Source organism: Desulfurivibrio alkaliphilus AHT 2, from assembly GCF_000092205.1.
Classification (GTDB): Bacteria; Desulfobacterota; Desulfobulbia; order Desulfobulbales; family Desulfurivibrionaceae; genus Desulfurivibrio; species Desulfurivibrio alkaliphilus.
On record NC_014216.1, the window covers coordinates 705,156 to 727,799 of the forward strand.

A 22,644-nucleotide genomic window follows, 5' to 3' on the forward strand; every position below is an offset into this window, starting at 1 on the left:
GCCCAGGCCGGCGCCGGGAACGTACCCCCTGCTTTTTATTCCTGTTTTATGGGTTCGTGGCTGTCGACTGTTTTCTTCACCTGTATCTTTCCGTAACCGGCCTGCATTTATTACGTGATCAACTCTGCTGCTCCTGTAATACTTCCCATTTGGTGCCATCCGGACCATCCTTGATTACAATCCGCTGCTGGAGCAACTGGTCGCGGATGCGGTCGGCTTCCGCCCAGTCTTTGTCGCGGCGTGCCTGCTCTCGCTGTTCCAGCAGGGCCTCGATCTCCGCCGGCTTGATGCTGAGCTGAGCCAGCAGCCGCTGCTGGCGTTTTTCCAGCCAGGACACCGGCTCTTCCTGGGCCAGGCCGAAAACAGCGGTCAGGTCCCGGATGGTGGCGGCTGTCTGTTGCAGCAGCTGCAGGTCCTGCGGGGCCGGATTGGCGGGCAGGGCCTGGCGGACCTTGTTGATTATTTTGATGGCGTCGAAGATCCGTCCCAGGGCCAGGGCAGAGTTGAAATCGATATCCATGGCCTGGTGGAAGCTTTGCTCAAGCTTGGCCAGCTTGTCCCGGTCTTTCTCGCCGACCACCGATGCCGACGGCGAGGGATCGCCGGCGGCGCCCGGCAACTGTGCTGTCGCCGCCAAAGCGCTGTAGATCCTAGTCAGGGCGGCTTCGGCGTCTTGCAGGGCGGTCTCCGAGTAGTCCAAGGGGTTGCGGTAATGGGTGGAGAAGACAAAGAGCCGCAGCGCTTCGGCCGGGTGGCGCTCCAACACCTCGCGGATGGTTAAAAAGTTGCCCAGAGATTTGGACATCTTTTCATCTTTGATGGTCACAAAACCATGGTGGACCCACAGGTTGGCAAAAGATTTGCCGCTGGCCCCCTCGCTCTGGGCGATCTCGTTTTCATGGTGGGGGAAAACCAGATCCTTGCCGCCGCCATGGATGTCGAAGGTTTCCCCCAGGTACTTTTTGCCCATGGCCGAGCATTCGATGTGCCAGCCCGGCCGCCCCGGCCCCCAGGGGCTGTCCCAGGCCGGCTCACCGGGCTTGCTGGCCTTCCAGAGCACAAAATCCATGGGGTGTTCCTTGTTGTCGTTGACCGCCACCCGGGCCCCGGCCTGCATGTCTTCCAGGCCGCGGCCGGACAGGACCCCGTAGCCGGCGAAACGCTGCACCCGGTAGTAAACATCTCCCTGGGCCTCATAGGCCAGGTCCTTGGCAACCAGTTCTTCGATCATGGCGATCATCTCCGGCAGATGCTCGGTGGCCAGGGGCTCCAGGGTGGGCGGCAGGGTGTTCAAGGCCGTCATATCCTCATGGAACTTGGCGATGAAACGCTGGGAGAGTTCGGTACAAGTGGTGCCCTGTTCCTGCGCCCGCTTGATGATCTTGTCGTCGATATCAGTAAAATTGCGGACAAAGGTAACACGATAGCCGCGGTGCTGCAGGTAGCGGTAAATCATGTCGAAGACCAGCACCGAGCGGGCGTGGCCGATATGGCAATAGTCGTAGGCGGTAATCCCGCAGACGTACATCTTTACATGACCTTCTTCCAGGGGGGCCAGTTTTTCTTTGCGAGCGGTTTTGGTGTTGTGGATGAGAATGGGCATTGATTAACCGTATATGTGCTGAGTTTGGTTGAGGGTTGCTGCGGCATCGGTAACCGATCACGGGGGCCGCAGGCTGCTGCCGGGATTTATGTTTGTCGTCGTTGCCGGAATAAATTATGATGAACCGGCAAAAAGAAAAAGAGCCGCACCCATATATACTTCTTTTGCTGTCTGGTATCAACCTGGCAGGCCGGGGAAAAAGCCGACCCTGCTTTTTTTGCCTGGTGTTTGCTCTGAAAACGGCTTTGCTCGGCCTCATGAAGTCCAAGGTCACCTGCAGCACCTTTAATGATTTCGGCGGGCCAAAGATCGATTTTAATCACTGGGAGCATTTTAATTTGATGGATTTTCTGGAAAAAAATACCCTGCCCAATGGCCTGCGCCTGACTTTCTACGACAAATCCCGTCGGCTGGCCGGTGACCGCTGGCTGGTGGAATTGCAATGCGCCGCGGAATGCCCGCTAACGGCCGAGCTGGCGGCGCAATTTACCGAGCCCGATGATCGGCTGCGCGCAGAGATCATGAGCCGCCTGGGCGACAAGCTGGAGTTCAGCGTAAATCGTACCCGTCATTTCATTGATGAACAGGAAAAAGAGCAGGTGCTGGCCGAGCTGTTGGCCGGCATCCGGGAGCATGTGCTGATCTATTTTGTCAAGCCTGATTTCCCGCGGCGGCTGCTGCTGGATACCTGTGCCAAACTGCGGGAAGATTGCCTGCTTGACCGGCATCGCGACCAAGAGCAGCAGCAGCAACCGGAGGATGATGGCCCGGCGGATTTTTCCGCCCTCTTTCGCGATCAGCCCGGCCGTTAAACAGAAACCGGGGGCGGCCGGCGGTGGTTGCGTTTACCGCTTGACAAAACAGGGCGATGGCATCATAGTCGATCTTTTTTTAATTTAACGGTACGCGCCTGTTTATATCCTGGGGCGTGGCGGGCATAACAGTCTGCTCCTCAGCGGTGGCGACTGCCCGGTGAAGCCGGAATCGGCCGGCTAAACAGTCAACAACTGGAGTGAATTTGATGAAGGTATTAATCAGTGACAACCTCGCCTCGGTGGGCGAGACCATCCTGCGTGAGGCCGGGCTTGAAGTTGATGTACGCACCGGTCTGAGCCCCGAGGAACTGCGGGCCATTATTGCCGATTACGACGGCCTGGTGATTCGCAGCGCCACCAAAGTCACCGCCGAGATCATCGAGGCGGCGGACAACCTCAAGGTGGTGGGGCGGGCCGGTATCGGGCTGGATAATGTCGATGTGGCCGCCGCCAGCCAGAAGGGTATCGTGGTGATGAACGCCCCGGACGGCAACGCCACCACCGCCGCCGAGCACGCCGTGGCCATGATGATGGCCCTGACCCGCAATGTTCCCCAGGCCACCGCCTCGATGAAGGAAGGCAAGTGGGAGAAAAAGAAGTTCCAGGGTCGCGAGGTTACCGGCAAAACCATGGGCGTGGTGGGTATCGGCCGGATCGGCCGGATCTTTGCCGAGCGGGCCATGGGGTTGCGGATGAAGGTCATTGCCTTTGACCCCCACATGCCCAAGGAGCAGGTGGAAAAGCTCGGCGCCGAACTGGTTTCCCTGGATGAACTCTGCCGCCGGGCCGACTACATTTCGGTGCATGTGCCGCTGACCCCCGAGACCAAGCATGTGCTGGGGGCCGAGCAGTTTGCCCTGATGAAGCCCGAAGCGATGCTGATCGACTGTGCCCGGGGCGGGGTGGTGGAAGAGAAAGCGCTTTACGAGGCCCTGAAGAACGGCACCATTCGCGGCGCGGCCCTGGATGTCTTCGAGGTGGAACCCACCACCAAGGAAAATTGCCCCCTGCTGGGGCTGGACAACTTCATCTGCACCCCCCATCTGGGTGCTTCCACCGCCGAGGCCCAGGAAAACGTGGCCGTGGCCATCGCCGAGCAGATGAGCAATTACCTGCTGCATGGCACGGTGGTCAATGCGGTTAACGTACCCTCGGTGAGCGCCGACGTAATGGCCAAGGTTGGCCCCTACGTGAAACTGGCGGAGATGATCGGTGCATTGCACATGCAGATTGCCAAGGGCGGAGTGGAAGAAGTGGTGGTGGAGTTCAGCGGTGATTTGGCCCAGCAGACCACCACCCCCATCACCGTGGCCCTGCTCAAGGGGCTCTTTACCCCCATCCTGCGGGAGGCGGTCAACTATGTCAACGCCCCCCTGATTGCCAAAGAGCGCGGCATCCGGGTGGTGGAATCCAAAACCGGGCAGTCCGACGATTTCCTCAACCTGATGAGTGTGCGGGTTAAGACCAGCGAGGGTGAGAACGTACTGGCCGGCACCGTGTTCGGCAAAAAAGAGCCCCGTCTGGTGCGCTTCAACACCTTCCGCCTGGAGGCCTTGCCCGAAGGTCCCATGCTGTTTGTGCACAACAACGACGTGCCCGGCGTGATCGGCAAACTGGCCAGCACCATCGGTGATGCCGGGGTCAATATCGCCCGGATGACCGTGGGGCGGGAACAGGATTCGGGGCGCAACATCATTCTGCTGAACACCGATTCCCTGCTGGATCGTGAGTTGCTCAAAAAGGTCAAGGCCCTGGATAATATCCACGACGCCATGGTACTCGACCTGCCATAAACGACGACTTTTGCGGCCGGGAGAGGAGGTTGGCATGGATAATGGTAAGCGGGAAAAGTGCTGCCCTCCGGGGCAGGTGTTGAAGGACGGCAAGTGTGTGCTGCCCGAGGTTACCTTTACCACCCTGGTGCTCTCTTTAAACACCTCCGCCTTGCTGCACCTGGGGGAGTTGGAAGATCCTGAGACCGGGGCCAAGCAGCGGGACCTGGCCCTGGCCAAACACACCATCGATACCCTGCGCCTGCTGGAAGAAAAGACCGCCGGCAATCTTACCGACCAGGAAAAGGAGTTGCTGGGCAACATGCTGTACGACCTGCGGATGCGCTATGTCCAGCTCACCCGCTGAGCGTAAACTGGCAATCCAGGCGCCGGCCAAGATCAACTACTATCTGCGTATTCTGGGCAAACGGCCCGATGGGTACCACGAGCTTGATTCCCTGATGATCAAGCTGGAACTGGCCGATGATCTGGTATTGCGGCGCCGGTCGACCGCCGGGATTGAAGTGCGCTGCCCGGGCAAAGAAGTGCCGACCGGGCCGGCTAACCTGGTGTATCAGGCGGCGGCGGCCTTTTTTGCCCATTGCCGTCTTGACCCGGCCCTTGAAATCACTTTAACCAAGCGAATCCCGGTGGCCGCCGGTCTGGGCGGGGGCAGCAGTGATGCCGCCGCCGTGCTGCGGGGGCTGGACCAGCTTTATGGCACCGGTTTGGGGCTGGAGCAGTTGCAGGCCCTGGCCCGGCCGCTGGGGGCCGATGTGCCTTTCTTTGTTCAGCCGGAACCGGCGGCCCGGGCCCGGGGCATCGGTGAGCAGTTGACGCCGGTGCCGGTGCCGGCCGGGGTCAACTGGATCGTGCTGGTCAATCCCGGCTTCGGGGTCTCCACCAAGTGGGTTTATGACAACTTTCCATTGACAAAACAGAGCGATCCCGCTAACTTTACCGGCTCTTCAGCGGCGGAGGCTTTGCCCCCCCATAACGACCTGGAGGCCGTGACCCTGGCCGGTTATCCCGAGTTGGCGACCATTCGTCGGCAACTGTTGGCGGCGGGGGCTTCAGCGGCCCTGATGTCCGGCAGCGGCCCCACCATGTTCGCCGTTTTTGCTGAAGAGCCGGCGGCCCGGGCCTGCGCTGCCGGCATGGCTCGGCAATACCGAAAAGTTTATGTAACCAGACCCTGCTGGGGCGTCGTCAAGCGGTAAGACACAAGACTTTGACTCTTGCATTCGCAGGTTCGAATCCTGCCGCCCCAGCCATTTCAGCAATTTTAAGGAGCCCTGTCCCTTGCCTGTCAACGAGATGAAAATCCTTGCCGGTAATGCCAACCCGGCTCTGGCGGAAAGTATTTGCAACCAGTTGCAGACTCCACTTACCAAAGCCGAGGTGCGGCGCTTCAGCGACGGCGAGATTTTCGTCGAAATCGGAGAAAATGTCCGGGGGCGGGATGTCTTCATTATCCAGTCCACCTGCCCTCCGGTTAACGATAACCTGATGGAACTGATGATCATCACCGACGCCCTGCGCCGGGCCTCGGCCAGGCGGATTACCGCGGTGATGCCCTACTACGGCTATGCCCGACAGGATCGCAAGGTGGCGCCGCGGGTGCCCATCACCGCCAAGGTGGTGGCCGAGATGCTGATGGTGGTGGGGGTGCGCCGGGTGCTGACCATGGACCTCCACGCCGGTCAAATTCAGGGTTTTTTCAATATCCCGGTGGACAACCTCTTTGCCGCCCCGGTTCTGCTTGATTACCTGAAGGGGCAGGTTGACCCGTCGCGGGTGGTGATGGTCTCCCCCGATGCCGGCGGGGTGGAGCGAACCCGGGCCTTTGCCAAGCGGCTCAACACCACCCTGGCCATTGTCGACAAGCGCCGGGAACGGGCCAATGAGTGCGAAGCGATGAACGTGATCGGCGATGTCAAAGGCAAGATCGCCGTGCTCCTCGATGACATGGTGGACACCGCCGGCACTCTATGTTCGGCGGCCAATGTGCTGATGGAGGCCGGGGCCACCGAGGTGATCGCCTGTTGTTCGCACGGGGTGCTCTCCGGCCCGGCCATCGACCGGTTGGAGCAGTCCAGGCTCAGCCGGCTGGTCATTACCGACAGTGTGCCCCTGCGTGGCGCCGCCAAGGATTGCGCCAAGATCAAAGTGTTATCGGTTAACAAGTTGCTGGCCCAGGCGATTCACCGGATTCACGCCGATGACTCGGTAAGCTCGCTTTTTGTTTAATATTTTTTTGCCGTCAATCCGGGAAGTCGGGGCGGCCTTGAGTCAGTTGTTTTAATTCAGGAGGAAGAAGATCATGTTGCAAGTAGACGTTAAAGCCGCCAAACGCGATCAGCGTGGCAAAGGTGCGGCCCGCAGCCTGCGTCGTGCCGGCCGGACCCCGGCGGTGTTGTACGGCCCGCAAATGGAGCCCCAGGCCCTGAGCCTGGATACCCACACCTTTACCAAGGCCCTTTTTTCGGTACATCGCCGTAATTCGGTGATCAACCTGGAGGTGTCCGACGACGGCGGGGAGAAGATTCATCACGTGGTGACCCGCGAGATCCAGACCGATCCCATCCTGGACCAGGTGCTCCATGCCGATTTTTACGTGATCTCCCTGGATGAACCGCTGGTTTTTCAGGTGCCTCTCCGCTATCGCGGCAAGGCCAAAGGGGTGGACATGGGCGGTGACCTGGTCACCTCGCTGCACAAGGTGAGCCTCAAGGGCAAGGCCCTGGATATTCCCGATGATATCGAGGTCGATGTCTCCGGCCTTGGTCCCAACAGCGAGCTGACTTGCGGCGAGCTGTCCCTGCCCGCAGGTGTTGAGCTGGTGCAGGGCAAAGACGAGGTCTGTGTGGCGGTTGCCGGCGGCACCGAGTAAAGCCCATGCGTCTTTTGGTTGGGCTGGGTAACCCGGGTGGCGAGTATGAACTTACTCGCCACAACGTCGGTTTTATTTTCACGGACTACCTGGCCGACCGGCACGGCATCAGTCTTAAAAACGAAAAAAAGTGGGACGCCGAGGTCGGGCGCGGAACGCTCTGGGGGCAACCGGTAATGCTGGTAAAGCCCCTTACCTATATGAACCGCAGCGGTCTGGCGGTGGGGAAAATCGCCCGTTTTTTCCAGCTTGAGCCAACCTCGGTGGTGGTGTTCCAGGATGAACTGGACCTTCCTCTGGGCGCCTGTCGCCTGGTGCAGGGGCGGGGGGCCGGCGGCCATAACGGAATCAAGTCGCTGATGGATCACTTGGCCAGCCGCGATTTTGTGCGCTTTCGCATCGGGGTCGGGCGGCCGCCGGCGGCCAGAGCGGCCGCCGGTTTTGTGCTGGCTCGCTTTTCCCCGGCCGAACTGCAAGTGGTGGACAAGTTGCTGCCCTTTCTCGAAGAAGGGGTGGAAATGTTGCTCAAACGCGACCTCCAGGCGGCCATGAACCTGGTCAATGCCTCTACTGGCGCGGATTTGCAAGAGAGTGTTTGATAATTGCCGGTGGGCATGGTATAGTTAAGCTTCGTTAATTCCTTGGTAGTGGGGGAGAAGCTTATGAGTGCAACACTGGAAATGTTTCGCGTTGGTGATATGGCCGTGTATCCGGCTCATGGCGTGGGTAAGATAGAGTCCATCGAGTCACGCAAAGTTGGCGAGCTAGAACAGTCATTCTATGTGATGCGGTTCATCGAGTCCAACATGACCGTGATGATCCCCACCACCACCTGCGATACGGTGGGTCTGCGCAACATCATCTCCGCCGACGATGTGCAGCAGGTTTTTGCCATTCTCAACCAGCGGGATGTGGAAACCGAATCCCAGCCCTGGAATCAGCGCTACCGCGAATACACCAACAAGATCAAAACCGGCTCCATCTTCGAAATCGCCGCAGTACTGCGCGATTTGCTGCTGCTGCGGGGAGACAAGGATCTCTCGTTTGGCGAGCGCAAGATGGTGGATACCGCCAAAACCCTGCTGGTCAAGGAAATTGCCCTGGCCAAGCAAATCCAGGAAGAGCAGGTGGCGGAACACATCGACCGGATCTTTTCCTGATTTTTCCCACCGACTGCCCTGCCCCCATTTTAAGTGACCTTGGCTGAAACTTCATCCTTTGCCTTCGTTGTCGCCCCCCACGAGGCGGGCCGGCGCCTGGACTTGGTGCTGGCTACACGAGCGGCAGGGTCTGCTGAGCTGACCCGTTCCCGGCTGCAGTCCCTGATCCGTCAAGGCCGGGTGAGGGTGGAATCGGCCGGTGTCGAAGCCGGTCCGTTGAAACCCGGGATGCTGCTTAAGGCTGGTGACCGGGTTGATCTGCAGGTGCCGCCACCCGAAGCCACCGAGCTGGTGGCCGAAGAAGTCGAATTTACCCCGCTCTATGAAGATGAAGATATTCTGGTGTTGGTCAAGCCGCCGGGGCTGGTGGTGCATCCTGCCGACGGGCATCGGCAGGGAACACTGGTGCATGGGTTGCTCCACCACTGCCGGAACCTGTCCGGAATCAGCGGCCAGTTGCGACCGGGGATAGTACACCGGCTGGACAAAGATACCTCCGGCTGCCTGGTGGTGGCTAAAAATGACCTGGCCCACCACAATCTGGTGCAGCAATTCAAGGGGCGGGAAGTGGAGAAAACTTATCAGGCCCTGCTGCGCGGCATTCTGGCCGAAGATACCGGCCAGGTCGTGCTGCCCATCGGCCGCCATCCCGTGCACCGGAAAAAGATGGCGGTGCGGCGGGAAGGGGGGCGGGAGGCGGTGACCCACTGGCGGGTGCGGCAGCGTTTCAGCGCCGGTTACACCCTGGTGGAACTGCTCCTGGAAACCGGCCGCACCCATCAAATCAGGGTTCACATGGCCGCTTTGGGGCATCCTCTGGCCGGCGATCGGCTTTATGGTCGCAACCCTGAAAAAGATATGCCGTACGGCATTGACAGGCAGTGGCTTCATGCCTGGCGGCTGGCCTTCAACCATCCCCGCAGTGGCCGCCGGTTAACCTTTACTGCCCCGCTGTGGGTCGACCTGCAGGCCAGTCTGGACAGGCTGCGGGAAATTGAAGCTGTTTAAAGATGGGGGCTGGAGATGGCCGCTGAAGATCGCGCTGGCTCTTTGAGGCCCGTAAAGCCATTAGAGCAGCGGGGAGCCGCTGTGCTGGTCGGTATTACCGGCGGGATTGCCGCCGGCAAGAGCCGGGTGGCGGCATACCTGGCTAAACAGGGGGGCTTTCCCCGCCTTGATGTCGACGACTTGGCCCGCGAGCTTATGGCCCAGGGGAAGGAAGGCTGGCAGGCCCTGCGACGCCATTACGGTGAGCGCTTTTTGAAGCCCGACGGCGAGCTTGATCGTCCCGGCCTGCGGCGGGCAATCTTCGCCGATCCCGCCTTGCGGACGGAGGTTGATCGCCTGCTGCACCCGCTGATCCGCCGGGCCATGCAGAGCCGTGCCGCCCAACTGTCGGCGGCCGGTAGCGGGCCGATCATGGTGGAGGTGCCTTTGCTTTACGAAGCGGGCTGGCAGGATGATTTTGCCCTGGTGCTGGTGGTGCAGGCGCCGGCTGATGAGTGCCGGCGGCGCTTGCAGGCCAGAGACAGGGTCGGCCGCGATGAGGCCCTGGCGGCCCTGGCGGCACAACTGCCGCCGGAAGAGAAGGCCCGCCGGGCCGATCTGCTGATCAGCAATGCCGGCGACTGGGAACAGACCCGGCGCCGGCTCGACGATTTGCTGCCGCGCCTGCAACGGTTGCGCCCCTCCAGGCCTTGCCTGGCCGGCAAAAAAAGTTGAAAAAGGATTAAAAACGAAGAAAAAATGAGGAAAAGCCTTGACAGTGTGATGCCAAGTCAATACTATCCTCGAAATTCCGCTGGCCAGTGGAATTTATTCCCATCATTCCCTCGGGCAAAGATGACAATCATTTTATAAGTTGAAGCGTATTTAAAGTATATGAAGGAAGCAGGGGAAACCCCCGGCGATCGTGCTCGTTTTTCCTTTCCTGATTTACACCTTTGTTTTCATGCGGATAATTCTGCCCTTCTGATCTCTGGATTACTTTGTTTCGTGACAACGTCCGCTCTGCGCTGCTGACCCTCGTGCGGTGTTGCCGGCAATTTATTCCGAGGGTGCGCTTTTGATTTAAACTGCCAGGCCAAAACTGAAAAATATAAATAATTCTGTTGGGTTTGCCGGTCATTTCCTGCCGTTCTGCGCCGGTGCGGGAACTCCGGTAAGTCCTGTCGTTATCATGCAGCAAGGAGAGTATACATTCATGAACATTGGGGAGTTGAAAAGAAAAAAGATTGCCGAGCTTACCAGTATCGCCAAATCGATGAATATCGAAGGCTATGCCGGCATGCGCAAGCAGGAACTTATTTTTGCCATTTTGCAGCACCAGAGCGCCGCTCAGGGCAAAAACGGGGATAACTACGGGGGTGGGGTGCTGGAGGTGCTGCCGGATGGTTTCGGTTTTCTGCGGGCGCCGGACTATAACTACCTGCCCGGCCCCGACGATATCTACGTTTCCCCCTCCCAGATCCGTCGCCTGAACCTGCGTACCGGTGATACCGTGGAAGGGCCGGTCCGCTTCCCCAAGGAGGGCGAACGCTATTTTGCCCTGCTCAAAGTGGACCGGGTCAACTTCGACCCCCCTGAGAAGTCCCGCGACAAAACCCTTTTTTCCAACCTCACCCCGCTGCATCCCAATGAACGGCTCAACCTGGAGCGGGATCCGGCCAACTTTTCCACCCGCATCATGGACATGATGGCCCCCATCGGCAAGGGCCAGCGCGGGCTGATCGTGGCCCCGCCCCGCACCGGTAAAACCGTGCTGATCACCGATATCGCCAACAGTATCACCAAAAACCACCCGGAGGTCATCCTCATCGTGCTGCTCATCGATGAGCGGCCCGAGGAGGTCACCGACATGGCCCGCAGCGTCAACGCCGAGGTGATCAGTTCCACCTTCGATGAGCCGCCCCAGCGCCATATCCAGGTGGCGGAGATGGTCCTGGACAAAGCTCGCCGGCTGGTGGAGCACCAGAAAGATGTGGTTATTCTGCTGGACAGCATCACCCGCCTGGCCCGGGCCTACAATACCGTGGTGCCGCCCAGCGGTAAGATCCTCTCCGGCGGGGTGGACTCCAATGCTTTGCACCGGCCCAAACGTTTTTTCGGGGCGGCCCGCAACATAGAGGAAGGCGGCAGCCTCACCATCATCGCCTCGGCCCTGATCGAAACCGGCAGCCGCATGGACGATGTGATCTTTGAAGAGTTCAAGGGCACCGGCAATATGGAGTTGGTGCTTGATCGCAAGCTGGCCGACCGGCGGATCTTTCCCTCCATCGATATCACCAAATCCGGCACCCGCAAGGAAGATTTGCTGCTGAGCGCCGAAGATATGAACAAGATCTGGATTCTCCGCAAATTGCTCTCCTCCATGAACCCCGTTGATGCCATGGAGTTTTTGCTGGACAAGATGAAGCGGACCAAGACCAATGAGGATTTTTTTGCCTCCATGGTAAGCAGCAGCCAGTAACGACCGGATCGGTCGGTGGTTTTTTGCTTGCATCATTGGGGAAAAAGGTTATAATTTCCCGTTTTAATATTGCCATTTGCTCATTTTATTTGGAGGTTGACGGTCATGAAGGAAGGTATCCATCCGGAATATCATAAAATCAAGGCATCCTGCGCCTGCGGCAACGAAGTGGAAATCGGTTCGACCATTGAGGAGGTCAAGGTGGAAATCTGTTCCGCCTGTCATCCCTTCTTTACCGGTAAACAGAAGCTGATCGACTCCGCCGGGCGGGTGGAGAAGTTTCTTAAGAAGTACGGTCGGACCATGGAAAAATAGTTTTCTTTGCTCCTCCTCTTAACGCCCCAGGTGGTGCGCCGTAATGCAGCAATCGGCGCGGTCCTGGGGCGTTTTTTGTATTTGCCTAGGTAATCCTTAGTTTCTCTACCGTGCCATGTTTGAACAGCTAGCCGACATTAAAGACCGCAAAAAAAACCTTGAAGACCGGCTGTCGGACCCTGATCTGATGCAGGATCCGGCGCGCTTTAAAGGCCTGGCCAAGGAACACGCCCAGGTCAGTAAGCTGGATGATCTTTACGCCCGCTACCTTAAGGCCCAGCATGACTTTGCCGCCAATCGCCAGCTCATCGAGGAAGAGGAAGACGAAGAGATGCTGGCCCTGGCCCGGGCGGAAAACGGGGAGCTGCGGGAAAGCATCGCTGTACTTGAAAAAGAGTTGCGCCTGGCCCTGTTGCCCAAAGATCCCAACGATGAAAAGAATGTGCTGCTGGAAATCCGGGCCGGCACCGGCGGAGATGAAGCCGCCCTGTTTGTCGCCGACCTGTTTCGCATGTACAGCCGTTACGCCGAACAACTGGGCTGGAAGGTGGAGACTCTAAGCAGCAACCCCATCGGGATCGGCGGTTACAAGGAGATCATCGCCCTGATCAGCGGCGAGCATGTCTACTCCCGGCTCAAGTATGAATCGGGGGTACACCGGGTGCAGCGGGTGCCGGCCACCGAAACCCAGGGGCGGGTCCATACCTCGGCGGTTACCGTGGCGGTGCTGCCCGAGGCCGAAGAGGTGGAGCTCAAGATTAACCCCTCCGAGCTCAAATTCGATGTCTTCCGCTCTTCCGGCCCCGGCGGGCAGAGTGTCAACACCACCGATTCTGCGGTGCGGGTCACCCACCTGCCCACCGGCCTGGTGGTCAGCTGCCAGGACGAAAAATCCCAACACAAAAACAAGGCCAAGGCCCTGCAGGTTCTGCGGGCCCGGCTGCTGGACAAGCTGCAGCAGGAACAGCACGACCAGATCTCCAGTGATCGTAAAAGCCAGGTGGGCAGCGGTGATCGCAGTGAGCGTGTCCGGACCTACAACTTTCCCCAGAACCGTCTCACCGAGCATCGCATCAACCTTACCATCTATCGCCTGGATGATGTGATGATGGGTCACCTGGATGAGGTGGTTGAACCCTTGATGCTGCACTTCCAAACCGAAGCCCTCAAGAGCGAACACCGTGCTTAATCTTTCAACATTCAATGCCTTCTGCTGAGCGCTCGGTGGTTGAACTGCCCGCCGGGGCCCGGATCGGGGAGCTCAGAGTGGTGCTCATCGACCGGTTGCGCCGGGCCGGGATCGAAGAGGCCGCCATTGAGGCCGATCTGCTGCTGGGTTGGGTACTGAATTGTGATCGGGCCGGACTGGTGCTGGCCGCCGAGCAGCCCTTGGCCGAGCCGTTACGGCAGCGGCTGCAGGCCGCCCTGAAGCGCCGGGAAAGCCGTGAACCGCTGGCCTATATCATGGGGGAGTGGGAGTTCTGGTCGCTGCCTTTTGCCGTGGGGCCGGCAGTATTGATTCCCCGGCCGGAGACCGAACTGCTGGTGGAACAGGCCCTGGCCTTTGTCCGCCAGCTGCAGCGGCCGCCCGGCGGCCGTTACCCTTGGCGGATTCTCGACCTTGGCACCGGCAGTGGTATTCTGGCGGTGGTGCTGGCCCGGGAAATCGCTTCCGCCCAAGTGGTGGCGCTGGATCGCTCACCCGCCGCCCTGGCTATGGCCCGGGCCAACGCCCGCCGGCACGGGGTGGCGGAAAAGATCACTTTTGTCGGCAGCGACTGGTTGTCGGCGCTGGCGGCGCGTCCCGCTTTCGATCTGGTGGTGGCCAACCCCCCCTACGTGTGCCGCTCTGCCATGTTGACCCTGCAGCCGGAAGTGCGCGAGCATGAACCGCACACGGCCCTGGATGGCGGCCGGCAGGGACTGGATGACATCAAAATCATCTGCCGCGATTTGCCGGCGGTGCTGCGGCCCGATGGGCTTCTGCTGCTGGAAATCGGGTGGGATCAAAAAACGGCGGCAGCCGAGCTTTTCAACCGTAATCCCGCCTACCGGCAAACGGAAATCATTAATGATCTTGCTGGGTTGCCGCGGGTGCTGCGGTGCCGTAAAGAGGAGTGCTGATGGATAAAATTATTATCGAAGGCGGCCACCCTTTGCAGGGGGAAATCGTGATCAGCGGGGCCAAAAATGCCGCTTTGCCGCTGATCTGCGCCACTCTGCTGGCCCCTGGTCCCCATGTGCTGGAAAATGTTCCCGACCTGCGTGATACCCGCACCATGCTGGCCCTGCTGGAAGCCCTTGGCGCTTCCTGGCAGCGGGAGGGGACTACCCTGACCATTGATACCGCCGGTCTGCACAGTTATGAAGCCTCCTACGATCTGGTCAAGACCATGCGGGCCTCGGTGCTGGTGCTGGGGCCGCTGCTGGCCAGAATGGGAAAGGCCCGGGTCTCGCTGCCCGGTGGCTGTGCCATCGGAGCCCGGCCCATCAACTTTCATCTGCAGGGTTTCCAGCAGCTTGGGGTGCGGCATCAACTTGATCAGGGTTATGTCGAGGCGGAGGTGGACGGCCGTTTGCGTGGCAACACCGTCTGTTTCGATATCCCTTCGGTGACCGCCACGGAAAATATCCTGATGGGGGCGGTACTGGCCAAAGGGGAAACGGTGATCAAAAACGCCGCCCGGGAGCCGGAGATCGGTAACCTGGTGGATATGCTCAACGGCATGGGGGCCAAAATCAAAGGCCGGGGCAGCGATACCCTGCAGATCGAAGGGGTCACCCGGCTCCGGCCGGCCCGGATCAGCATTGTACCCGATCGCATTGAAACCGGCACTTTCCTGATTGCCGTGGGGGCCACCGGCGGTGAGCTGACCTTGAGCAATTGCGACCCCTCCCTGCTGCCCTCGCTTTATGAAAAGCTGCGGGCCGCCGGGGTGGAGGTGCGGGAAGAGCAGGACCGGTTGCATGTTGCCCGCCGCGGTCCCTTGCGGGCGGTGGATGTAAAAACCATGCCTTACCCCGGTTTTCCCACCGATCTGCAGGCGCAGATCATGGCCCTGATGTGCCTTAGCAACGGCCTGAGCCTGATCACCGAAACCATTTTTGAAAATCGCTTCATGCATGTGGCGGAGCTGCAACGGATGGGGGCCGATATCCGCATAGACGGCCACAGCGCCATTGTCAGCGGCACCGGCAAGCTCCGTGGGGCGCCGGTGATGGCCACCGATCTGCGGGCCAGTGCATCGCTGGTAATTGCCGGCCTGGCCGCCGAGGGGATTACCCAGATCTCCCGGGTCTACCACCTGGACCGGGGTTACGATGACCTGGTAGGCAAACTGAGCCGAGTAGGGGCGGTCATCCACCGGGAACGGGAATAGACGTAATCGCTCAGCAGCACCGCATCTTCGGGCGATCAGACAAGCTTACGTACAGGGGTACGCTGCGCCTGTCTGCTTGCCCGAACCTGCGGCACTGCTGAACGATTACGGCCCGTTAAACCGGTGAGTTAGTACCCCTGGTGAACGGTTACGAATAACCATAAACAGTGCAGTCCATAAAATCTCAGGAGATTGGCAGGGTTATGGTTACGGTGGTACCCTGGTCGGGTTGGCTGGTAAACTCCATTTTCCCGCCGTGGTCGTCGATGATTTTTTGCACCAGGGCCAGGCCCAGGCCCGAGCCTTCCGGCTTGGTGGTGAAGTAGGGGTCGGTGATTCTGGGTAAAATTTCCGGAGCGATTCCCTGGCCGGTATCGCTGACTTTGATCCTGACGACCTGCTGCTCCGGCCGGTACTCCAGATTGGCTTCCAGGCGGCCGCCGGTCGGCATGGCCTGCAGGCTGTTAAGGTAGAGGTTGAGCAGCACCTGGGTGAGGCGATCGGCGTCAACAGGTACCGGGGGGAACTCGGTGGCCGGGGGCTGCAGTTTCAGCTCAACCCCCAGGCTTTGGGCGTCGGCGGCCACCAATTGCAAAGAGTTGCCCAGCAGCGTCGGTAAATCCACCGGCCGGCGGTTTAAAGGCTGCGGCCGGGCAAAGTCCAGCAGCTCACTGATGCTGCGGTTGACCCTTTCCACCTCGCCCACCAGCAGTCGGGCGGTTTCGCTCTCCGGCGGGTTTTGGCCGGCCCGGGAAGCCAGCAGGGTGGCCAGCCCTTTGATGGAACTCAAGGGGTTGCGGATCTCATGGGCCACTCCCGCCGCCATTTTTCCTAAAGCCACCAGGCGTTCGTGTCTTTGTACCTCCTTTTCCATGGCCTGCAGTTTGGTGACATCATGGAGCAGCACCACCCGGCCCACGATCTGCTGAGCCCGGTCGCGGATCGGCACGGCGCTTAGCATCACGGTCAACCGGACATCGTCACCGTGGGCCGGTGCTCCGGCCAGGTGGATCTCCCGGTCGATCACTTCTTCCTCGGACTGGGGTTGCCGCAACTGGCTGGCGATCAATTCCGGCAGCGCCCTGGTCGCCGCCCGGCCGATCACCTCGGCCGGGCTTACGGCACACATTTCCGCCGCCACTTCGTTACAGGTTTCAATCCTTCCTTGCCGGTCCACGGCGATAACCCCCAACGGCAGGCGGGAGATCAGCAGGCCGGTGAAGGCCTGAATGTAGTTGAGGGTGCCGGCGGCGGTGCGGTAACCCTGGGCGCCCAGCAGGGCCAGCCAGCCGCCGATACCCACCAGCAGCAGGGCCAGCGAGATGAAGAAGATGTGGCGGCGGTTCTGGCTGATTACCTTTTCCGCCTCGCTCATGTCCAGGCCCACCAGAATCAGCAGTTCTCCCGCGGCGGCGGCCTGCCACAACTCACCGGACCCTTCATTGACCACCGGATCCGAGCCGGGGTAACGCATGCGGGGGCGATGTTCCATGCGTTCATGTCCGTGTCTGCCGCCCCGGCCGGTGAAGGGAGTGAAGAAAGCGCCGACCTCGAAGATCCGGGCATCCAGTTGGGGTTCATGGTGCACACGCTGAAACAGGGCCGGTGGCGAATCGGTTTCAGCAACTGGAGGGAGGGATGAGGGCAGGGCGTTCTCAAGCCGGTCGGCGTCGCTGTGGAGCACAACGGTGCCTTGCCGGTTGACCAGGGCGATATAGACGATTTCCGGCTCCGCCGCCGCTTGTTCGATCAGTTGCTGCAAATGAGCGGTATCCCGGCCGCCCATCCGCATGTTGGCGGCCCGGGTGCCGGCCTCCAGCATGCGGATGATGCCCTGCCCCTGGCGTAACAGGTTTTCCTCGGCCAGACGCTGTTCCCGTTGCAGGTTGTTGACCGCAAAGACCAGCACAATGGCCAGCAGCAATCCCACCGCGGTAATCAGAATCCAGGGTGAGGCAAAAACGATTTTTTTACCGGGTAGCTTTTCCATCTCCGCATTCACTTTCCATTCTGTATTTAGTCGCCGGCAGTTAAACCGGCGGGCCGCCTTGACGACCAATTCTCTTTTGTCACGATAACCCGATTAACGATGGAATCGCAAAAAGTCCGTCCATGGACTTTTTGCTCCCCGGAATGCGAAAACGCGGTTTCCGCATTCCTTACAAATCAATAGATTACAAAGCAAGCTATTGATTTGCGCGCCCATCCTTGGGCGCGATGATGACTTCTTGCGAAGTCATCATTAACACCATTACAATTACACGATTTGTGCCGCCGGGCATAAAAAAATAAAACCCGCCTCCCACCCTGTGTTGCAAAGACATCCCGCCGCGGCAAGAGGGAGTGGGCAAACTTTATCCGAGTAAAATATATCCGCTTTGACCCGCAGGTGGATAAAAAGTAGTCGGTTGCAAGGCGAGACGAAAGCATGGCTACAATGTGGTAATTATTTGAAGAGTTTGATTTCGTTGTTTTGGCGAAGGTTTTTTGGTTGGTTCAGTACGTTGGCATGCATATTGCTCAGCACACCGGTTACTCTCGGTTGCCCTGGCGACATGGCAACAAAGTTAGCCGTCGCACCTTGTTGTAAGTGCAGTTTCATAACTGCTGACAGTTTGGTTGAGTCGGCCGGTTTTTAACCCCATTAAACAGGAGGTAGATAGATGAAAAAAGTAATTTTAAGCCTTGCCCTGGTTGCCGCCGTGGTCATTGTTGGTACTCAAAACGTTCATGCCCGTGCGGGCATGGGTCCGGAGGTCAGGGCCGGGGCTGGTCAGTCAGCAGAGACCATCAAGGCCAGGCAACAGTTTCACGATGAAACCGTGGAACTGCGCCGCCAGATCGTCGGCAAACAAACCGCTTTACAAGCCGTTTTGGCGGGGGACCGGCCCGATCCGGAAGTCGCCGCCGCCTTGGCAACAGAACTGTTCGACCTGCGGACGGAGAAGCACCTTAAAGCCAGGGAGCTGGGGGTTGATCTTCCTGCAGCCGGGATGGGAATGGGCAGGATGGCTCACGGCAAGCGGGGCATGATGAGTGGGCGTGGCCAAATGGGGCCGGGGGCTGGTCAGATGTCATGCCCGATGATGGGTGCCGGCTCCGATGCTGCCGCCAGCGATGAAGAGGCCGCCGCCGACGGGAACGCTCACAGTCACCACTGAGCATCGCGGCACTTTGGTCAACGGAAAGTCCCTTGCAAAGGGGGCTGGGAAGTAAAACTGGGTTTAACCGGCTGTTGCACACCAGAGCCGTGGTGGCAACAGTCGGTTAAATCGTTTCAAATTTGCCGTTTTTAAAACGGCCGGGAATCTGCTGGCCGTCGGGCATGGTGATGGTGCCCAGGCCGTTGATGGCGCCTTCGGTGAATTCACCCTCCCATTTGCTGCCGTCGGCCTGCACCAGCCTGCCCAGGCCATTGAAGCGGTTACGGGCAAACTCGCCGTCGTAGCGGCAGTTGTCGGGTTGAATCAAGGTGCCTTTGCCATGGAACATGTTATCCTTGAACTCACCCTGGTAAACCATGCCATCGACCTGGGTCAGGGTGCCCTTGCCGTCCATTTTACCTTCTTTGAACTCCCCCTCGTAACGATTGCCGGAACCGTCGACCAGGGTTCCCCAGCCGTGGGGCTTGTCGTTTTGCATTTCGCCGCTGTATTCGGTGCCGTTTGGCAGGCAGATGGTATCAGAGCCCATAACCCTTGTCTCCTTGATTAAATTTACTCTCATCAGCCTAGCAAGATTAACTTGGGTCGGCAAGTGTTCTCGTTTTGGCCGAGCCATGAATGTTGTTTCACTGCCGGGGTTTTCGTTGCCGCCGCCGGCCGGGTGAGTTAAGCTGACCGTCAGGCCGTTGGCCCGGTAGATTGTTGACCTTGCTGAATTGTTGACCTTGCTGATTTTTTGAGTGGATGTCTGCGATGACTAATAAAATCCAGGTTAGAGAATAACTATGCGTTTGCTGCCTCTTCTTTGTACGGCAAAAGGGCTGCTCTTAAGCCTGTTGTTATGGGGGCTGGTGCCCCAGGCGGCACTGGCGGCCAAGATGACCGCGCCGGTTAAAGAGTTGCTGGCCACCGCCTATCCCGTGGGTGAGGTTTTGCGTTATGAGGTAACCTGGATGGGGATCCGGGCCGGTGAGTTGACCTTTGAGGTTAAACAGCTTGATGAACAGGGGGAGTTGCTGGCCATTACCATCCGGGCCAGAACCGTCGGCATGCTGGGCCGGCTCTATCCGGTGCAGGATGATTACCGGGTGGTGGTGGAAGGGGAGGCGCGGCTGCCCAGCCACTATCGGATATCTGAAACCAAACGGGGCAAGCGCCAGATCAGAAGCACCGTTTACGACCAGCAACGGGGCCGTATTGTTTACCAGCGCCGGCCGGATTCGGTGCGGGAGTATCGGGTTGATGGCCCGGTACACAACGAATTTTCCGCCTTTTACGCCACCCGGGTGATGCCCCTGCTGGGCGATGAGGTTATCATGATCCCCACCTTTGCCGATGAGCGGCGCAACGAGGTCAAGGTGGAGGTGGGTCAGGGAGGTACCTTCCAAAGCCTCGTCGGGCGCCAGGAGTACCTGCGGGTCCAGCCCCGGCTTGATTTTGTCGGCCTCTATGAAAAGGCGGGGGACCCCGAAATCTGGCTGACCAAAGACCATTACCGGATTCCGGTACGGGTCCGCTCCCAGATCGCCATCGGCTCGCTGGTGGCTACCCTCACTTACTATAAGGGACCGGCGGGAGAGTTCGGGGAATAGTGGGACTCGGCGGAGGCTTAGCGGGCGTTGTGCAGAATCTGCAATAAATCCTGGTGGCGGTAATTAAGACGCCAAAGGCGGGCCTGGGGCAGGGCATGGTCGACCAGGGCGGCCAGTTCATCCGGGCCGGGCTGCTTGGGTCCTGTTGCCCCTCCGCCGGGGTGGCGGGGAATAAACCCCGGCACCAGGCGGCGATTCGTTGCGGCTGGCGGGCGGCGATGAAACGCAGCCAGGCGGGCAGTATCACCGCCAGCAAGGCCCCGTGCGGCAGATCATAGCGCCCTCCCAGGGCGTGGGCCAGGGCATGGGCCGGCATGTTGACCCGCCCCCGGCCGGCGCTGTTGAGCCCGCTTAGGGCCAGGGCTGAAGCCCAGAGCAACTCCGCCCGGCTTTGGTAATCGGTGGGGTGCTGGCGCAGTTTTTCACAGCAGGCCATAATATTGCCGCCCAGAGCGGTGGCCAGCCGATCCTGCAGCGGCGCAGGGTCGGCGGTGCAGAAAATTTCCAGCAGGTGGCTGATGGTGTCCACGGCGCCGTACAAGGTTTGGCGCCAACCCACGCTGCCGGTCAACTCCGGGTCCATCAGGGCCACCGCCGGCAGCAGGTGGCGGTTGCCCAGGCCGATCTTTTGCCCGTTGCCTTCGTTGGTCAGCACCATGCCGTGGTTGCATTCCGAACCGGAACCGGCCACCGTCGGCACGCAGAGCAGCGGCAGGGCCTGGCGAATGCTTTTCTTGCCGCGGAAAAAAAGCCAGACATCATGGGCCACGCAGGCCCCCGCCGCCACCGCCTTGGCGCTGTCCATCACACTGCCCCCGCCCACCGCCACCACCGCCTGTACACCGTTTTGGCGGGCCAGGGCAATGCCGTCGCGGACCTGGTTCAGGGTGGGGTTGGGGCGAACCCCGCCGTACTCAACCCAACTTACTCCGGCGGTGGCCAGAGCCTGGGTGATTCGTCGATGCAAGCCGCTGGCGTGCAGGTGGTGCCGGCCGTACAGCAACAGCACTTTCTTGCCCAGGCCGGCGCATTCCGTTCCCAACCGAGCCAGGGCCGTGCGGCCAAAAAATATTTTGGTGTTATGGTGAAAGACAAAGGGTTGCATGCCGGTTATGCGGGTTTTTGCAGCTGCTCGGACACCGCCTTGGTCAGGCGCAGAAAATCTTCGGTGTCCAAGTTTTCCGCCCGGAAGCGCGGGTCGATACCGGCTGCGGCCAGGGCTGCCGCCGTCTGGTTGCGATCCAGGCCCAGGCCGGCGCCGGCGCTGAGGCTGTTGAGCAGGGTTTTGCGGCGCTGCCTGAAAGCACTGTCCACCACCCGGCGCAACAGGGCAAAGTCGACCTCGGTCAGGGCGGCCGGTTGCTCATGGAAGTTGATGGCGATCACCACCGAGTCCACTTTGGGCCGGGGATAAAAGTTGCCCGGCCCTACCTCCAGCAAGCGCTGAACGGTGGCGCAGGTGCCCAGCAGTACCGTGAGCACCCCGTACTCCTTGCTGCCCGGCCTGGCCGTCAGGCGCTGGGCCACTTCTTTCTGGATCATCAGCACCGCCTGCCTGATGGCTCGGCGCTGTTCCACCAGTTTGAAGAGCAACGGATTGGTCACGGCGTAGGGCAGATTGGCCATGATCTTGAGGCGCGTTCCCACCTCCGCCGCCAAGGCCGCAAAGTCGGCGCGCAGCAGATCCTGGTGTCGCAACTCCACGTTGGCCGGCAGCCCCTGGTGCTCGCGGTGATACTTGATGATCCCGGCGTCGATCTCAAGACCGATGACCCTGGCGGCAGTGGCGGCCAGCGGCCTGGTCAGGGCCCCCAGGCCGACCCCCAGTTCGACCACGGTATCATCGGGGGTGATCCCGCCGGCGGTCACGATCCGTTCCGCCAGGACCGGTTGGATCAGAAAGTTCTGGCCCAGTTGTTTGCTGGGGGCCAACCCGCGCTCGGTTAACAGCTTTTTGATTTCGCTTTGGTTCATGAAAGAATGTGTTTTTCCCGCCGTTTACGGTTAATGGTAAGAAACAGCCGCAAGGAGAGCGGATAGGCAAGTAAAACCAGGGGAATGGCCAGAATCAGGCCGCCCAGGATCAAAATGGCGATTGCTTCGTACCCCAAATGGCCGAAGGCCGCCAGCCGGTCGCCGAAGGTGGCGGAATTGCCGCCGGCAAACGCAAACTCCAGGGTTTCCTGCACCCGGCTCCAGCTAACTTCCACCGGGTAGATCAATTTGCCCACCTTCCAGGCCAGGTAGTACTGCGGCAGCAGGGTGAAGGGGTTGCTGATCAGCAGGCCGGCCAGAATGCCGGCAATACTGTTGCCCCGCAGCAACGGGGCCAGAATCAGGATGATCAGGGTCTGCAACGGTACGATGGGGATAATGCCCACCCCGACTCCCACCGCCACCCCCCGGGCCAGACTGTATGGGTCTCCTTTCAGGCGCAGCAGTTTCAGATAGTAATAACGGGCGGTGCGCTGTGGTTCCATA

General features: G+C 59.8%; 24 protein-coding genes and 1 tRNA gene. 18 read left to right on the forward strand and 7 right to left on the reverse strand.

The window, feature by feature from the left end; translation table 11 throughout:
* Positions 1 to 118 precede the first annotated feature (118 nt).
* Both cysS and DAAHT2_RS14580 read right to left on the reverse strand, forming a co-directional pair.
* Positions 119 to 1,603 carry a cysteine--tRNA ligase gene (gene cysS, locus DAAHT2_RS03040; protein ID WP_013162832.1) on the reverse strand — a complete coding sequence of 495 codons (1,485 nt, stop codon included), beginning with the start codon at positions 1,601 to 1,603 and terminating at the stop codon, positions 119 to 121.
* 86 nt (positions 1,604 to 1,689) lie between these two features.
* Entirely contained in the window at positions 1,690 to 1,926 is a 237-nt protein-coding gene (locus DAAHT2_RS14580; protein WP_157861396.1) for a hypothetical protein, read from the reverse strand.
* Between the two features lie 18 nt (positions 1,927 to 1,944).
* Here DAAHT2_RS14580 and DAAHT2_RS03045 point away from each other — a divergent pair, with 18 nt between their 5' ends.
* The 16 genes from DAAHT2_RS03045 to murA all read left to right on the forward strand — a co-directional run bounded on the left by DAAHT2_RS03045 (position 1,945) and on the right by murA (position 15,407).
* Positions 1,945 to 2,415, forward strand: coding sequence for a hypothetical protein (locus tag DAAHT2_RS03045; protein ID WP_157861397.1), 471 nt, complete (start codon positions 1,945 to 1,947; stop codon positions 2,413 to 2,415).
* Between the two features lie 209 nt (positions 2,416 to 2,624).
* Positions 2,625 to 4,211, forward strand: coding sequence for a phosphoglycerate dehydrogenase (serA, locus tag DAAHT2_RS03050; protein ID WP_013162834.1), 1,587 nt, complete (start codon positions 2,625 to 2,627; stop codon positions 4,209 to 4,211).
* 34 nt (positions 4,212 to 4,245) lie between these two features.
* Entirely contained in the window at positions 4,246 to 4,557 is a 312-nt protein-coding gene (locus tag DAAHT2_RS03055) for a DUF1844 domain-containing protein (protein WP_013162835.1), read from the forward strand.
* Positions 4,538 to 5,410, forward strand: coding sequence for a 4-(cytidine 5'-diphospho)-2-C-methyl-D-erythritol kinase (gene ispE / locus DAAHT2_RS14200; RefSeq protein ID WP_013162836.1), 873 nt, complete (start codon positions 4,538 to 4,540; stop codon positions 5,408 to 5,410). The genes DAAHT2_RS03055 and ispE overlap by 20 nt, the downstream gene beginning before the upstream one ends.
* Positions 5,390 to 5,464: transfer RNA gene (locus DAAHT2_RS03065), tRNA-Gln, on the forward strand. The genes ispE and DAAHT2_RS03065 overlap by 21 nt, the downstream gene beginning before the upstream one ends.
* A 28-nt stretch (positions 5,465 to 5,492) precedes the next feature.
* On the forward strand, positions 5,493 to 6,440 hold the full coding sequence (locus tag DAAHT2_RS03070) for a ribose-phosphate pyrophosphokinase (RefSeq protein WP_013162837.1): 948 nt from the start codon (positions 5,493 to 5,495) through the stop codon (positions 6,438 to 6,440).
* Between the two features lie 73 nt (positions 6,441 to 6,513).
* Positions 6,514 to 7,083 (forward strand): 50S ribosomal protein L25, encoded by a 570-nt coding sequence (locus tag DAAHT2_RS03075; RefSeq protein ID WP_013162838.1) that lies wholly within the window; start codon positions 6,514 to 6,516, stop codon positions 7,081 to 7,083.
* Positions 7,084 to 7,088: 5 nt separating this feature from the next.
* On the forward strand, positions 7,089 to 7,682 hold the full coding sequence (pth, locus tag DAAHT2_RS03080) for an aminoacyl-tRNA hydrolase (RefSeq protein ID WP_013162839.1): 594 nt from the start codon (positions 7,089 to 7,091) through the stop codon (positions 7,680 to 7,682).
* 63 nt (positions 7,683 to 7,745) lie between these two features.
* A complete protein-coding gene (locus tag DAAHT2_RS03085) occupies positions 7,746 to 8,243 on the forward strand; it encodes a CarD family transcriptional regulator (RefSeq protein ID WP_013162840.1) in 498 nt (165 codons plus the stop codon).
* 33 nt (positions 8,244 to 8,276) lie between these two features.
* Positions 8,277 to 9,251 (forward strand): RluA family pseudouridine synthase, encoded by a 975-nt coding sequence (locus tag DAAHT2_RS03090; RefSeq protein WP_013162841.1) that lies wholly within the window; start codon positions 8,277 to 8,279, stop codon positions 9,249 to 9,251.
* A gap of 81 nt (positions 9,252 to 9,332) precedes the next feature.
* Positions 9,333 to 9,965, forward strand: coding sequence for a dephospho-CoA kinase (coaE, locus tag DAAHT2_RS03095; RefSeq protein WP_013162842.1), 633 nt, complete (start codon positions 9,333 to 9,335; stop codon positions 9,963 to 9,965).
* Positions 9,966 to 10,446: 481 nt separating this feature from the next.
* Positions 10,447 to 11,712 carry a transcription termination factor Rho gene (rho, locus tag DAAHT2_RS03100; protein WP_013162843.1) on the forward strand — a complete coding sequence of 422 codons (1,266 nt, stop codon included), beginning with the start codon at positions 10,447 to 10,449 and terminating at the stop codon, positions 11,710 to 11,712.
* 105 nt (positions 11,713 to 11,817) lie between these two features.
* Positions 11,818 to 12,027 carry a 50S ribosomal protein L31 gene (gene rpmE, locus DAAHT2_RS03105; protein WP_013162844.1) on the forward strand — a complete coding sequence of 70 codons (210 nt, stop codon included), beginning with the start codon at positions 11,818 to 11,820 and terminating at the stop codon, positions 12,025 to 12,027.
* A 115-nt stretch (positions 12,028 to 12,142) separates the two neighbouring features.
* Positions 12,143 to 13,216: a peptide chain release factor 1 gene (gene prfA, locus DAAHT2_RS03110; protein WP_013162845.1), complete on the forward strand. Its 1,074-nt coding sequence runs from the start codon at positions 12,143 to 12,145 to the stop codon at positions 13,214 to 13,216.
* Between the two features lie 14 nt (positions 13,217 to 13,230).
* Positions 13,231 to 14,151 carry a peptide chain release factor N(5)-glutamine methyltransferase gene (gene prmC, locus DAAHT2_RS03115; RefSeq protein ID WP_049824353.1) on the forward strand — a complete coding sequence of 307 codons (921 nt, stop codon included), beginning with the start codon at positions 13,231 to 13,233 and terminating at the stop codon, positions 14,149 to 14,151.
* Positions 14,151 to 15,407, forward strand: a complete 1,257-nt coding sequence (murA, locus tag DAAHT2_RS03120) for a UDP-N-acetylglucosamine 1-carboxyvinyltransferase (protein ID WP_013162847.1) — start codon at positions 14,151 to 14,153, stop codon at positions 15,405 to 15,407. The genes prmC and murA overlap by 1 nt, the downstream gene beginning before the upstream one ends.
* A gap of 184 nt (positions 15,408 to 15,591) precedes the next feature.
* Here murA and DAAHT2_RS03125 read toward each other — a convergent pair whose 3' ends face one another.
* Positions 15,592 to 17,397, reverse strand: a complete 1,806-nt coding sequence (locus DAAHT2_RS03125; protein WP_013162848.1) for a two-component system sensor histidine kinase NtrB — start codon at positions 17,395 to 17,397, stop codon at positions 15,592 to 15,594.
* 673 nt (positions 17,398 to 18,070) lie between these two features.
* Here DAAHT2_RS03125 and DAAHT2_RS03130 point away from each other — a divergent pair.
* Entirely contained in the window at positions 18,071 to 18,568 is a 498-nt protein-coding gene (locus DAAHT2_RS03130) for a hypothetical protein (protein WP_013162849.1), read from the forward strand.
* 106 nt (positions 18,569 to 18,674) lie between these two features.
* Here the strand turns inward: DAAHT2_RS03130 and DAAHT2_RS03135 are convergent, their stop codons facing one another.
* On the reverse strand, positions 18,675 to 19,100 hold the full coding sequence (locus tag DAAHT2_RS03135; protein WP_013162850.1) for an MORN repeat-containing protein: 426 nt from the start codon (positions 19,098 to 19,100) through the stop codon (positions 18,675 to 18,677).
* A 256-nt stretch (positions 19,101 to 19,356) separates the two neighbouring features.
* On the opposite strand from DAAHT2_RS03135, the gene DAAHT2_RS03140 reads away from it, so the two are divergent.
* Entirely contained in the window at positions 19,357 to 20,163 is an 807-nt protein-coding gene (locus DAAHT2_RS03140; RefSeq protein ID WP_013162851.1) for a DUF3108 domain-containing protein, read from the forward strand.
* On the opposite strand, the gene DAAHT2_RS03145 is transcribed toward DAAHT2_RS03140, so the two are convergent.
* The 3 genes from DAAHT2_RS03145 to DAAHT2_RS03155 are packed head-to-tail and all read right to left on the reverse strand — an operon-like array spanning position 20,123 to position 22,643.
* Positions 20,123 to 21,268 carry an iron-containing alcohol dehydrogenase gene (locus tag DAAHT2_RS03145; protein WP_013162852.1) on the reverse strand — a complete coding sequence of 382 codons (1,146 nt, stop codon included), beginning with the start codon at positions 21,266 to 21,268 and terminating at the stop codon, positions 20,123 to 20,125. The genes DAAHT2_RS03140 and DAAHT2_RS03145 overlap by 41 nt on opposite strands.
* Positions 21,269 to 21,273: 5 nt before the next feature.
* Positions 21,274 to 22,137 (reverse strand): 16S rRNA (adenine(1518)-N(6)/adenine(1519)-N(6))-dimethyltransferase RsmA, encoded by an 864-nt coding sequence (rsmA, locus tag DAAHT2_RS03150; protein ID WP_013162853.1) that lies wholly within the window; start codon positions 22,135 to 22,137, stop codon positions 21,274 to 21,276.
* Entirely contained in the window at positions 22,134 to 22,643 is a 510-nt protein-coding gene (locus DAAHT2_RS03155; RefSeq protein ID WP_013162854.1) for a DUF2062 domain-containing protein, read from the reverse strand. Before DAAHT2_RS03155 ends, rsmA begins: the two co-directional genes overlap by 4 nt.
* Between the last annotated feature and the right edge of the window lies 1 nt (position 22,644).

Excerpts from the sequence above, each read along its gene's own strand:
- rho (WP_013162843.1), top strand. The coding sequence starts at position 10,447 with ATGAACATTGGGGAGTTGAAAAGAAAAAAGATTGCCGAGCTTACCAGT.
- DAAHT2_RS03130 (WP_013162849.1), top strand. The coding sequence starts at position 18,071 with ATGAAAAAAGTAATTTTAAGCCTTGCCCTGGTTGCCGCCGTGGTCATT.
- pth (WP_013162839.1), top strand. The coding sequence starts at position 7,089 with ATGCGTCTTTTGGTTGGGCTGGGTAACCCGGGTGGCGAGTATGAACTT.
- murA (WP_013162847.1), top strand. The coding sequence starts at position 14,151 with ATGGATAAAATTATTATCGAAGGCGGCCACCCTTTGCAGGGGGAAATC.
- DAAHT2_RS03045 (WP_157861397.1), top strand. The coding sequence starts at position 1,945 with ATGGATTTTCTGGAAAAAAATACCCTGCCCAATGGCCTGCGCCTGACT.
- rpmE (WP_013162844.1), top strand. The coding sequence starts at position 11,818 with ATGAAGGAAGGTATCCATCCGGAATATCATAAAATCAAGGCATCCTGC.
- rsmA (WP_013162853.1), bottom strand. The coding sequence starts at position 22,137 with ATGAACCAAAGCGAAATCAAAAAGCTGTTAACCGAGCGCGGGTTGGCC.
- prmC (WP_049824353.1), top strand. The coding sequence starts at position 13,231 with ATGCCTTCTGCTGAGCGCTCGGTGGTTGAACTGCCCGCCGGGGCCCGG.
- DAAHT2_RS03055 (WP_013162835.1), top strand. The coding sequence starts at position 4,246 with ATGGATAATGGTAAGCGGGAAAAGTGCTGCCCTCCGGGGCAGGTGTTG.
- DAAHT2_RS03155 (WP_013162854.1), bottom strand. The coding sequence starts at position 22,643 with ATGGAACCACAGCGCACCGCCCGTTATTACTATCTGAAACTGCTGCGC.
- DAAHT2_RS03075 (WP_013162838.1), top strand. The coding sequence starts at position 6,514 with ATGTTGCAAGTAGACGTTAAAGCCGCCAAACGCGATCAGCGTGGCAAA.
- prfA (WP_013162845.1), top strand. The coding sequence starts at position 12,143 with ATGTTTGAACAGCTAGCCGACATTAAAGACCGCAAAAAAAACCTTGAA.
- DAAHT2_RS03135 (WP_013162850.1), bottom strand. The coding sequence starts at position 19,100 with ATGGGCTCTGATACCATCTGCCTGCCAAACGGCACCGAATACAGCGGC.
- serA (WP_013162834.1), top strand. The coding sequence starts at position 2,625 with ATGAAGGTATTAATCAGTGACAACCTCGCCTCGGTGGGCGAGACCATC.
- cysS (WP_013162832.1), bottom strand. The coding sequence starts at position 1,603 with ATGCCCATTCTCATCCACAACACCAAAACCGCTCGCAAAGAAAAACTG.
- DAAHT2_RS03145 (WP_013162852.1), bottom strand. The coding sequence starts at position 21,268 with ATGCAACCCTTTGTCTTTCACCATAACACCAAAATATTTTTTGGCCGC.
- DAAHT2_RS03140 (WP_013162851.1), top strand. The coding sequence starts at position 19,357 with ATGCGTTTGCTGCCTCTTCTTTGTACGGCAAAAGGGCTGCTCTTAAGC.
- DAAHT2_RS03085 (WP_013162840.1), top strand. The coding sequence starts at position 7,746 with ATGAGTGCAACACTGGAAATGTTTCGCGTTGGTGATATGGCCGTGTAT.
- DAAHT2_RS03125 (WP_013162848.1), bottom strand. The coding sequence starts at position 17,397 with ATGGAAAAGCTACCCGGTAAAAAAATCGTTTTTGCCTCACCCTGGATT.
- ispE (WP_013162836.1), top strand. The coding sequence starts at position 4,538 with ATGTCCAGCTCACCCGCTGAGCGTAAACTGGCAATCCAGGCGCCGGCC.